Origin of the sequence: Micromonospora sp. NBC_00389, assembly GCF_036059255.1 — a bacterium.
GTDB lineage: Bacteria > Actinomycetota > Actinomycetes > Mycobacteriales > Micromonosporaceae > Micromonospora.
This window is the reverse complement of sequence record NZ_CP107947.1, coordinates 4,843,695-4,855,212: the sequence shown is the minus strand read 5'-3', so window position 1 is coordinate 4,855,212 and position 11,518 is coordinate 4,843,695. Positions and strand designations below refer to the sequence as shown.

Genomic DNA, 11,518 nt, shown 5'->3' with positions numbered 1-11,518 from the left:
GCCGCCCCGCCACCACCGACCCGGCGCGGCCCCGACAGCCTCCAGCAACCGCCATCCGTGGCGCTGCACTCGGTGGCCTGACCACCTGCCCCTCCGACTTCCGGGAGACAAACGATGAACTCCAGCTCCGCCCGCCCGTCCCACCATCGACCGCGAGCCCGTCACCTCGCCGTGTTGCTCGCAGCGACACTCCTGCCGCTCACCGCGGCGCCGGCCTCGGCCGCCGAACCCGACACGTCCGCCGCGGAACAGGTCGCCGCCGACCTCTGCCCGTGGGGCTACACCACCTCGTCCACGGTCTTCTTCGGCCGCGCCGGCGCCGACTCAGGCGTACCCAACCGCGACCTCGGCAACGGGTGCACCATCCTGGACGCCGTCTGGGCGAAGGCCCCGTTCGCCGACCACGGCAGCTTCGTGAGCACTGTCAGCGGCCTGACCAACACGCTCCGGCAGGACGACGTCATCACACCGGAGGAGAGCGCGAGCATCGTACGAGCGGCGGCCGGCTCCAAGATCGGCACACCGCAGCCGGCATCGGGGACCCGCGCGCTACCCGACGACCGCATCGGCCTCGTCCTCTACACGGTCCGGGCCACCATGTCGAGCGCACCCGAAGCCACCCTCGGCGCGCTCGCCGCCTGCGGCTACCGCAACGCGGAACCCTCGGGCGCGGTCAACAACTTCTACGGCAGGACGGCCACCGCGCTCGCGCCCCTGGTGGCCGACGCCGGACTGTCCGTTCCCTCCATCGGGATCGGCCTCGGCGACCTCCAGAGCAACCTCGACGGCGTCATCGCCAACGCCAAGGCGTTCGGCGCGAAGTACGTCCGCATCTCCGGATCGGGCTCCTGGACCCTCGCCGACTACTCCAGGGTGGCCGTGACCCTCAACACCGTCGGCGCCACGCTCAAGCAGGCCGGCATCACCGTCGCGTACCACAACCACGGCTTCGAGTTCACCGCCCAGAACGGCGTACGCGGCTACGACGTGCTGGTCCGCGAGACCGACCCGAACCTGGTGGCGATGGAGCTCGACCTCTACTGGGCGGCCAGCGTCGGCGTCGACCCGGTGGAGCTGATCAAGCAGTACCCGGGCCGGTTCTCGATGTTCCACGTCAAGGACATGGCCGCCGACGGCTCCTTCGCCGACGTGGGCGAGGGCACCATCGACTTCGCCCGCATCTTCGCCTACAGCCAGATGAGCGGCGTCGGCCTCTACCTGACCGAGAACGACAGCCCCCGCCCGGACGGCGTCTCGTCCGCCTGCGACAGCTACGCAAACCTCCGCGCCCTGCGCTACTGACAACTCCCACAGATTCGCCCGCTCCGGCCGACCCGGCGCGTCGGCCGGAGCGGGCGATCTTCTGCCTAGCGCCGCCGTCGGCTTCCTCAAGACAACTCGGTGCGCCTACCCGTCACGACCCGTCTACCGCAGGCATGGGGGTTCGTGTCGGTGGGGCGACACAGACCATTGCCCCACCGCCGATGATGATCGGCAAGACCTTGAAGCTCACGTAAGTCTAGATCGTTGGTGACCTCTTCGGGCGAATCGGAGAGGTCACCAACCTGGAGACGCTGTTCAGCACGATGCTGGCGGGATTCGAGTCTCAGCCCGCTACCCCTTAACAACGCCAGCCCGGCAGCCCTTAGGGCCGGCTGCGGTGGCTGGCAGGACTGGAAGGACCTGGCCCAGGCAAAGGAGCGCATCAGGGACGACGCCTGACTGCAGATGAGCGACGTGCAGCGAATGATCGAGTACTACCGTCCCGACCGGGCGGATCTTTTTATCCGCACTGCCGGACGGGTAAAGGGCGTCGAGGTCATGCTGATCCGCGGATCGACATCCGACCCGGCCGGCGGCATAGTGCTGGTGATTCGCGTGCACGGCCGGACGCCGATCGTCGACTCGTGGAACCGGCGCACCGGAGAGGACGGGCCTTGCCGTACTGCTTCCGGCTCGTCTACGACCGCACCCTCAACGATGGACCGGTCGACGGCCGCCATCCAGCCGAGCTGGTGGAGTGCCCTACCACCGCACCGATCAGCATCCTCGCGAGTTCCGCATTGCCTGCCGACGCTAACTGCCGACTGCCTTCCGTTCAATATGTCCGTTAAGCGACCGATCCAAGGCGCGGTCGCTGGATCCGATGTTCGACCTCTTCAACGGGGCCTGACGAACACCCCCACCGCCAGTCGGCTGTTACGGCTGCCGCTCTTGTTCCAACGGCGACCCATCCGGGTCGGCGGACCTGGCGCTTGCCAGCTCTCGCCGCTGAACAGCGGGCGGTGACACGTCGAGTGCTGAGAGACCTGGGCGTGACCCCTTACGCCTTGGCCCGTCGGGCTCGGCCGGTCACCTTCGTCGACGTGGTCGACGCAGGCTCGACGTTTGCCGAGCTGTTCGACCTTTTGAACGACTGGATCGTCGAGGTTCGCGAGCCCTGGGATGTCGTCCGGCGGAAGCTGCGCTTCATCGGTGTCACGATGCGCCGCCAGACGAAGCCCGAAGACTTGGCGATGGCAGCTGCACGCCGACTGGACCCAGCGGCTTCCGGCGGGGGCGGTGGTCAACGTTTCCCTTGACCGCGCCGTCTGGGAGTACGTCGGTAACCACCAGACGAAGCTCACCAGCTCGTTCCGGCCGGACCGGTGGCTCACAGCAGCGAAGGGGCCTGACCGCGACGACACAGCCCGACAGGCACTCGCCGAGGCCATCGCCGTGGTGGCCTACGGCCGCAGCGTCGCTGGACGTCGCGCACTCGCGCGGGCCGTCAACGGCGACCCGAGCCGTCGTCACACGATGGCTACGCTCCCCGTCTACACCGTCCTAGGAGGCTGGGTATCCAGGGGTGCCCGGCAAATGGACGCGAATCGCCCTCGCGTTGCTCCGGACGCGACTACGGTCAGACCAGTGGTCGATGACCTCAGCGCGGTGGAGGCACTCAAGGCGGACCCGACCCTGTCCGGGTTGCGCCGCTCCCTGGAGGCGTACTACGGCGACCCGGCCCGCGAGGCGGCGATGGACGCGTTCTACGCGCCCCTGGTCCGCCCAGGGGACCTGGTCTTCGACGTCGGCGCGCACGTGGGCGACCGGCTCGGCAGCTTCCGGCGGCTGGGCGCCCGCGTGGTGGCCGTCGAGCCGCAACCGCTCTGCACCCGGGCCCTGCGCGCCCTCTACGCGCACGACGACCGGGTGACCGTGGTGGAGGCGGCGTGCGGGGCTTGTACCGGGCCGGTGCGGCTGCACGTCAACTCGGCGAACCCGACGATCTCCACGGCGTCGGCGGGTTTCCTGCAGGCTGCCGACGGGGCCGGCGGCTGGGAGGACGAGATTTGGGACGTCGAGATCGAGGTGGCCGGAACCACACTCGACACACTGGTCGCGGCGCACGGCGTACCGGGCTTCGTAAAGATCGACGTGGAGGGATTTGAGGACGCCGTGCTGGCCGGGTTGAGCCGCCCCCTGCCGGCGCTGTCCTTCGAATTCACCACCATCGAACGGGACCTGGCCGCGCACTGCCTGGACCGGCTCACCCGGCTGGGCTTCACCACGTTCACCGTGGCGCTCGGCGACGAGATGGCGTTCGCCCTCGATGGCTGGCGGCCGGCGGGCGAGGTGGCGGCGTACCTGCGGGCGCTGCCCCACGAGGCCAACTCGGGCGACGTCTACGCCCGCGCCCGGCCCGCCTGACCCTGCCCTTGCCGGAAACCTCGTCCGCCCAGGTCACGCGGCATGTTCGTACTCGTGAAGGATGCCGCCCAGGCGTTCACGCCTACGTAAGTCGAGGCGGGCGATCTGGCCTAGATCGGTGATCGCCCGAGGCAAGGGGTGCAGCGGTCGGGCGTTCGCGATGCCCTGATGCGGCCCATGGGAGTTGTAGAACCGCTCGAACTCCCGCAGGGCTTGGCAAAGGTGGCGCTGGTTCCAGATCAACGCGCGGTCCAGCAACTCACGCCGACAGGTCTGCACCCTGCCCCTGCCGAATACCTAAGAGCACGTCGATGACCTTTCCGTGCTGGTCGACCGCCCGGTACACGTACCGCCAAACCCCGTTCACCTTGACGTACGTCTCATCAACGAACCACCTGTCGCCTGGTGAGTGCCGGCAGAACCGGCCGGCGTCGGCCAGCAGCAGGGTGAATCGCTGCACCCACCGGTAGACGGTGACGTGATCGACCTCGGCGCCACGTTCGGCCAGCAACTCGTCAACGTCGCGATAGGACAGGTTGAACCGCAGATACCAGCGGACCGCGACCACGATCACCTCGGTCGGGAACCGGAGCCCGGCGATCGCCGACCTCGGAGGCAGCCATGGGCCAGGACGGGTCGATGACTTCACTGCTCAAGTCTGCCTCGATCTTGCCAACGCTCAATGCAACGGCGCCGAACCGTCCGGGTGGGGCCGAGGAAGACCGTCACAACCAGCCCGTTCCTTCGGCGTTTGCCCGGCGGAGGCGGGGGAAGACCCGGCCGACCGGGCCGGGCGAGTCTGCACCCGCCATGCCCGTCGTCCGGCAGTACTGGCGATGCCGGGAGACCCGAGGATGAGCGAGGATGACCGCAGGCAGGAGCGCCGTCCCGGCGGGCAGCCGGCCGACCGGGGCCCGCAAGGCCACCTGGGCGAAGAAGGCTCCGATGAGCCGGAAGGCGGCGGCGAAGAAGGCTGGCCGTCACCGCCACGAAGCGGGCCACCGGCGCGAGCGTGGCCAAGAGCCCCGGCGAGAAGCCCACCCCGACCACGGCCCGCGTCGCGCGGAAGAAGGACACCTCCGCCACCACGGCCACGCCCACCCGCAGGCCGACGGCGAAGGCGGCCGCCGCGAAGAACGCCCCGCCGAAGAAGGCGCCCGCGACGAGGGCCGCGGCGAAGAAGGCGGCGGCGAAGAAGGCCGCGCCGACCCGGGCCCGCACCACGTCCGCCACCAGGGCCCCGGCCAAGAAGGCGACCACCATGGAGTCGTTCGGCAGCCGCGGTACGGCGCGCAAGACCTGAGCACCAACGGCAGTGCCGGGTACGGAGGGTAGGTCCCCCGTACCCGGCACGCCCTCCGCTTACAGCTCGCGAACCCTGACGTCGCGGATCTCGATCAGGTCGTTGGTGCCGTGGTTCTGCAACCCGATGTACCCGCTGAGGAACTGCCGCAGGTCCGTGGGCGGGTCGCCCTGGCGGGACGACGCCTTGCCCGGGGTGTTGTCGAACTCGTTGATCACCACACCGTTCCGGATGATCGTGTAGTGCTGGCCGACCACCCGGATCTCGTAGTCGTTCCACTGGCCCTTCGGGGTCGCCCCCGCCTGGTCCAGCCCGTTCGGGTCGAAGTTGTAGATCGAAGCGGTCTTCTGCGGTTCGCCGGTGGGTCCGTCGTAGATCTGGATCTCGTGACCGCAGTAGATGGCGACCCACGCCTCCGAGCTCCGGGCCGAGCCGAACGTGCCGCAGCTGCCCTCCGGCCGCTCGGCCAGCGGCGTCCTCGGGTCCGGGAACCGGACGAAGGCGCCGCTGTTGGCGTAGACGCTGCCGGCGGAGACGTCCCTGAACTGCATCCGCAGGGAGAAGTCGGCGAACTCGTCCTTGGCGTACCAGAGCATGCCCAGCCCGCCGGAGCTGCGGATCGACCCGTCCGGCCGGAGCGCGAACGATCCGCCCGGTGCTTGTCGCCAGTCGGCGAGGGAACCCGCCGTCCCGTCGAAGATGGGCTGGTAGCCGGCGACCTTGCCGATCTCCGACTGCGCCGCCGCCCGGTTCAGCGTCGTCGCCTCACGGTTGTCGACGACGCCGTCCGCCCGCAGGTCGTTGACCACGTCGCTGACGTGGCTGACGAACTGGCCGTGGTTGGACCACATCCGCTCGTCGTCGATCAGGTCGTTGATGGTGCAGCCGCCGCCGGCCTGGTGGTTGGCCACGCCGGTGTCGGTGTCGAGCATCTGCACCGTCTGCCGGCCGTCGGGCGCGGCGCACCCGACGACGACCTGGACCGTGCCGGTGGCGACCTCGCCGTTGGCGTAGGTGACCTTCACCGTCGCCTGGTAGGTGCCGTAGTCCGCGTACGTGTGGGTGGGCTTCGCCTCGTGTGACGGCGCGCTGCCGTCACCGAAGTTCCACTCCCACTTCAGGCCACCGGTCCGGGCATTGGAGAAGGCGATCGTCTTCGGGTTGCTCTGCGCCACCGCCCGTGCCGTGGCGTCGTTCGGGTTCGGCGTCGCCGGGCCGCCCTGGTAGGCGATCCGGATCAGCTTCTGGTTGGGGTGCAGGCTGAAGAACCCGCCGGCGTAGTCGAGCATGTACAGCGCACCGTCGGGTCCGAACTTGGCGTCCATCCAGGACTGGAGCTGGGTGGTGCCGCTGCCCGAACGGATGATGCTGCGCAGGTCCTCGGCGAAGGCCGGCGGCCCGTGGCTGTCGACCTTGCTCGGGTCGACGGTGACCGCGATCCGGTTGTTGGCGTTGGACTGGTCACCGATGAACCACTTGTTGTCCCAGTATGCCGGCCACGCCACGCCGCTGGCGGTGTCGACGTTCTCCCGCTGGTAGGTCGGGCCATCCATGATGGCCTGCCCGCCGCCCTTGAGGTACGGCTGGGTGAAGGTCTCCTGACCCGCCTGGTACGTCGGCAGTCCGCTCCCGTCGGTGCGCTTCGGGTAGACCGGCCCACCGCCCTGCGGCGAGTACCAGATCATGTTGTCCCGCGCCGGCGGGATGTTGACCAGACCGGTGTTGCGAGGGGACTCGTTCTTCAGGTTGTCGCAGTCGTACCAGCCGGTCAGCATGGTGGCGTCGACGTTGCTGCGGTCCCGGTAGGGCTGCCGGTTGCCCATGCAGTACGGCCAGCCCTGGTTGCCAGCGGAGGTGATGATGGTCGCCGTCTCGTACTTGGCCGGGCCGAGGTTCGGGTCCGGGCCACCGGCGTCCGGGCCGACCCACGCCGCGGTGAGCCAGTCGTTGACCGGGTCCCAGGCGATCCGCGCGATGTTGCGGACGCCCATCACGTAGATCTCCGGGCGGGTCTTGCCACCGCCCTGCTCCTTGCCGGTGAACAGGTTGCCGGCCGGCACGGTGTACGTACCGTCGGGCTCCGGGTGGATGCGGAGGATCTTGCCGTTCAGGTCGTTGGTGTTGCCGGAGGTACGCCGGGCGTCCTGGAACGACACGCCCTTGTACTCCTGCGTCCAGTTGTTGCCGGCGTAGCCGTTGGAGCCGCCGGAGGAGTTGCTGTCCCCGCTACCGATGTAGAGGTTGCCGGACTCGTCGAAGGTCATCCCGCCGCCCGCGTGGCAGCAGCTGTGAATCTGCGTGTCCCAGTGCAGCAGGTCCTTGCGGGTGCCCTGGTCGAGGGACTGCTTCGCCGCGTCGTAGGTGAACCGGGAGACGGTCCGCTGGCCGATCCGCCGGTCCCGGTCGATCGACTCGTGCGGCATCCAGTAGGCGTACACCCAGCCGTTCTGGGCGAACTTCGGGTCCAGGGTGATGCCGACCAGGCCCTCCTCGTTCTTGACCAGCTCGCTGCCGCTGCCCCGGTTGCCCATCACGGCGAGGGTGGTCAGCAGTTTGACCTGCTTGGTCTTCGGGTCCCACTGGTGGATCGTGCCGCAGCCGAGGCCGACCTTCGGGTCGTCCCAGTTGACGACCGGCCCGGACGCGCAGGCCGCCTTGCCGATGTAGAACACCTTGCCGTCCGGCGCGACGGTCAGGCCGTGCGGCTCGCCGATCTGGTCGAGCTGCCCGGGCTGGTTGGTGGTGGTGAGCCGCTCGATGCGGTAGTTCGACGCGATGGTCGCCTGGCAGTCACCGCGCACCATGCCGGTGGTCCACTGGATGGCGCCGACCAGGTGGCTCTGGAACTTCGTGTCGCTCGTCCAGCTGGCCTCGGTGCGACCCATCCCGGTGTAGAAGGACCGGCCGCCGTCGTAGTCCTGACACCAGGAGATCGGGTGGAACGCGCCGTTGCCGCTCAGCCCCGGGTTGTAGGTCCCCTCCTCGACCTGGGCTAGGGTGTGCACTCGGCCGGTCGGGCTCGGGTCCCAGTTGATCCACTGGTCGGAGCGGGTCAAGGTCAGCGGCTGCCCCTTGTTCGCCGGGTGCTGACGGTCGGTGAAGTCCACCACGGCCTGCTGCACCGTGGTGTCCGGGGCCGGTCCGGCGTCCGGGCCGATCAGCCACAGCTCGGCGAGCTGGATCAACGGCTCGCCGCCGTTGGCCGTGATGTTCAGCCGGTAGTGCTGGTACGCCGTGGTGTTGGTGAAGCTGTATTGCTTGGTCTGGAACCGCTGGGGGAAGGACTCCCCGCTGCGCGTGTCCAGGTCCGTCCAGGTGGTGCCGTCCTGGGAGCCCTGCAGGGTCCAGTTCTTCGGGTCCCGGCCGGGGAAGTCGTTGGCCGAGGTCAGCGCGTAGCGGCTCACCACGACCGGCTTCGCCAGCTTTGCCGCGAGCCAGCCGGTCGGGTTGAAGGTGAGCCACTTGGTGCCGGTCGACCCGTCGATCGCCTTCGCGGCGGTCTCGTTCGGCGCGTTCTCGGCGCTCGCGGTGGCGGAGACGGGCTTCTCGGCGTTCGGCAGGCTGGCGGCCGGCCGCGTGCCGATCAGGCCGGTGAACCAGGCCGAGCTGGGCTGCGCGCGGGCGGCGTCGTGCACACCGACGAACCCGCCGCCACCCTTGACGTACGCCTGGAACGCGGCCTCCTGGGCGTCGTTGAGCGTCACCCCGTTGGCGGAGAGGAACACCAAGCCCCGGTACCGGGACAGGTTGCCGAAGGTGAAGATACCGGGGTCACTGGAGTCGTCGACGGAGAATCCGTGGTCCGCGCCGAGGCTCCGGATTGCGGTGACGGCCCGGTTGACCGGGTCGTCCTGCTGGGCCACCGGACCGTGGAACACCAGCACCTTGACCGCCGCGGCGGCCTCGGCGGCCGCGGCCTTGACCGGGGTCGGGCTCGCGGCCTGGGCGGGCAGACCCAGCACGCCGAGGGCCAGCGCGGCGCTCGACGCGAGGGCACCGGCGCGGCGCATGGCCCGCCGTCGGGCAGGCGGTGGTGGGGTGGTCGTCGAGTCGGACCGTAGCCGTCGTCCGACCCAGCGGGATAACCGGAAATGGCGTCCTTGAGCCATCTCGACTCCTCTTCAGGTTGGGATGTGGCGGACATGCGCTGCCGAGCGGTCGTGCCGGGATCGACCGGACACCGGTGCGTGGGACCACCGGCGACGCCCGGACGGGTTGGGGGTGAGTGCGGGGACGTTGCGGCGGACTGGTGGATGGCTGGGGAGCCCGCCGTGGGCGCGGGGTCCCGCCGGTGGCTGCTGGTCCGCCGACAGACCAGCAGCCACCGGCCCGGTCACCGGCGCGGTGGCGCCGGTGCTCAGTTGTGCTGGTGTTCGCCGGTGTCGGTGGCGGCACCGGTGCCGGCGGCGGTCGCCGGGTGGGAGTGGTCGTGGCCCGGGGGCATCGCCCCGGACTCGTCCAGGACGTGCAGCATCGTCGACATGCCGCCGTCGGAGTGGAACTGCATGTGGCAGTGCAGCATCCAGTGCCCCGGCCCGACGGAGTCGCCCGCCGCCACCTGGAACCCGAACGAGTCGCCCGGCCCGAGCGGCTTGTTGTCGATGACCGGGACGCTGTCGGCGAACGGTTCCCCGTTGCTCACCAGGCCGGTCCGGGTGTCCGCCCAGGAATGCCCGTGCAGGTGGAAGGTGTGCATGTCGTTGCCGATCCCGACGACGATGAACTCCACCTTCTCCCCCTTGCGGGCGACCAGGCAGGTCGGGCCGGGCTGCGGGTTCTGTGCGTCGCAGGTGTCGGTGGCCGCGCCGCGGCGCAGGTTGATGCTCTGCCGGTCACCGAAGACCACGGTGTAGGTGCGGTCGGGCTTCGGGTCGCCGGGTCGGCGTACCACCAGCCCGCCGAAGAGTCCCGCGCCGAGGCCCTGGGTGCCGTGCGGGCCGCCCACCACGTGATCGTGGTACCACCAGTAGCCGGCCGTGCCCGGCGAGCCGGTCTTCTTGTTCCGCTGCTGGGCGAACCAGGTGTACGTGCGTGACTCGCCGGGCGGGACGAACGAGCCGCTCTGCACGGTGCCGTCGGAGAGCTGGGTGTACTTGACCCCGTGCACGTGCAGCGACACACCCAGCGGGTGCGCCGGGTCGGTGCGCAGCTGCTCCAGCGTCGCGGCGGGTACCAGGTTGTGCAGGGTGATGGCGAGGCACTCCCCCTCCATCATCTCCATGGTCGGCCCCGGGTAGGAGGCGGTCTGCGGGCTGGTGCCGTAGCCGAGCCGGATCTGGGTGCCGTCCCTGGGTAACTCCACCGCGTAGAGCTGCATGCTGCGGTCCGGCTTGACGCAGCCCTCCGGCCGTTCCGCCGAGAGCACGCTGGTGCCGGCGATCGCCAGGCCGCCCGCGCCGACCAGGGTCAGCAGCACGGTTGCCGCCACCACCAGCAGCCGGCGGGTGCTCGACCGCGGGCGGCGGGGGTCGGCCGAGTGGCCCTCCTCAGCCGCCGCTGCGCCCTCGGGCGGCGGAGCGTCCTCGGGCGGCGGAGCGTCCTCGGTGAGCCGCCAGGCCGTCACCGCTCACCCCGCAGGTCGACCATCCGCTGGTAGCTGCGCTCGGCGGCGCCCAGCGAGCCGGGCGGGTTGGGCTGCGCGTTCGGCCCGGTGTCCTGCTCCCACAGGTAGGTGAACCGTCCGCCCCCGTCGAGCTCTGTGAAGAACTCCGCGAACGGGATCACCCCGGCGCCGAACTCCACGTCCAGGTACGAGTTGCCCTGCTGAGGGTCGGGCAGTGGGACGCCGTCCTTGACGTGGAACAGCGGGTAGCGGTGCGGGTGGGCGTTGACGTAGTCGACCGGGCGGAAGCCCGGGTACTTCCGCGCCCCGCCGTACGCCCACAGGATGTCCATCTCCAGGAACACGTACCGCGGATCGGTGAGCTCCAGGAACAGGTCGTAGAGCCGCACGTCGGGCCGGTCGGTCGCGAAGCTGAACTCGATGGTGTGGTTGTGCTGGTAGAGCTTGATCCCGCGGGCCGCGGCGGCGGCGCCCCACGCGTTGAACTCCGCCGCGGCCGCCTGGTAGCCGGCGATGGTGCGGTTGCCGGTCGGCGCGGACGCGGTGCCGATCGCCGACATGCCGAGCGTCTCGGCGGCGTCCAGCTCCCACTCCAGGTTGGTGCGGAAGTCACCCAGCCCACGGTGGCTGCCCGCCGCCTTCAGCCCGTTGTCGTCGAGCAGCTGCCGGATCTGCTCCGGAGTGATCGGGCCGACGTTGCCCTGGGTGTAGCCGGCGAACTCCACCTCCCGGTAGCCGATGCGGGACAGCTCCTCGAAGACCGCCGCGAAGCCGAGCTGGGTGATCTTGTCGCGGACGCTGTAGAGCTGGATGCCCAGATGCCCCTGCGGGATCAGGCGGCCGCTCGATTCGCCCGCCGCGACGGCCGGCAGCGCGCCGGCGAGGCTCGCCGCGCCGACCGCGACGGTGGATCCGGCGAGGCCGCGGAGCAGCGCCCGGCGGTCGATCCTGTTCTTCGCCAT

Annotated in this window: 7 protein-coding genes and 1 pseudogene; 4 read left to right on the top strand and 4 right to left on the bottom strand. The window is 69.9% G+C overall.

What is annotated here, in order from left to right; translation table 11 throughout:
- Positions 1 to 114: 114 nt before the first annotated feature.
- The 3 genes from OG470_RS23070 to OG470_RS23060 all read left to right on the top strand — a co-directional run bounded on the left by OG470_RS23070 (position 115) and on the right by OG470_RS23060 (position 3,690).
- Entirely contained in the window at positions 115 to 1,302 is a 1,188-nt protein-coding gene (locus OG470_RS23070) for a sugar phosphate isomerase/epimerase family protein (protein ID WP_328415351.1), read from the top strand.
- Between the two features lie 1,013 nt (positions 1,303 to 2,315).
- Positions 2,316 to 2,582 (top strand): hypothetical protein, encoded by a 267-nt coding sequence (locus OG470_RS23065; protein WP_328415350.1) that lies wholly within the window; start codon positions 2,316 to 2,318, stop codon positions 2,580 to 2,582.
- A gap of 328 nt (positions 2,583 to 2,910) precedes the next feature.
- Positions 2,911 to 3,690, top strand: coding sequence for an FkbM family methyltransferase (locus OG470_RS23060; protein ID WP_442930947.1), 780 nt, complete (start codon positions 2,911 to 2,913; stop codon positions 3,688 to 3,690).
- 274 nt (positions 3,691 to 3,964) lie between these two features.
- Here OG470_RS23060 and OG470_RS23055 read toward each other — a convergent pair.
- Positions 3,965 to 4,309 (bottom strand): annotated as a pseudogene (locus tag OG470_RS23055) (IS6 family transposase); the annotation flags it as partial.
- 393 nt (positions 4,310 to 4,702) lie between these two features.
- Between OG470_RS23055 and OG470_RS23050 the strand changes: the two are divergent.
- Positions 4,703 to 4,993, top strand: coding sequence for a hypothetical protein (locus OG470_RS23050; protein ID WP_328415346.1), 291 nt, complete (start codon positions 4,703 to 4,705; stop codon positions 4,991 to 4,993).
- 59 nt (positions 4,994 to 5,052) lie between these two features.
- Here the strand turns inward: OG470_RS23050 and OG470_RS23045 are convergent, their stop codons facing one another.
- From OG470_RS23045 to OG470_RS23035, 3 genes are all read right to left on the bottom strand, one after another.
- Positions 5,053 to 9,102 (bottom strand): ThuA domain-containing protein, encoded by a 4,050-nt coding sequence (locus OG470_RS23045; RefSeq protein ID WP_328415345.1) that lies wholly within the window; start codon positions 9,100 to 9,102, stop codon positions 5,053 to 5,055.
- A gap of 248 nt (positions 9,103 to 9,350) precedes the next feature.
- Positions 9,351 to 10,556, bottom strand: coding sequence for a multicopper oxidase domain-containing protein (locus tag OG470_RS23040; protein ID WP_328415343.1), 1,206 nt, complete (start codon positions 10,554 to 10,556; stop codon positions 9,351 to 9,353).
- Complete coding sequence (locus OG470_RS23035) at positions 10,553 to 11,518, bottom strand: sugar phosphate isomerase/epimerase family protein (RefSeq protein WP_328415340.1); 966 nt, start codon at positions 11,516 to 11,518, stop codon at positions 10,553 to 10,555. Before OG470_RS23035 ends, OG470_RS23040 begins: the two co-directional genes overlap by 4 nt.

Coding starts and splice junctions, on each gene's coding strand:
- OG470_RS23045 (WP_328415345.1), bottom strand. CDS start 9,102: ATGGCTCAAGGACGCCATTTCCGGTTATCCCGCTGGGTCGGACGACGG.
- OG470_RS23070 (WP_328415351.1), top strand. CDS start 115: ATGAACTCCAGCTCCGCCCGCCCGTCCCACCATCGACCGCGAGCCCGT.
- OG470_RS23035 (WP_328415340.1), bottom strand. CDS start 11,518: ATGGCGAAGAACAGGATCGACCGCCGGGCGCTGCTCCGCGGCCTCGCC.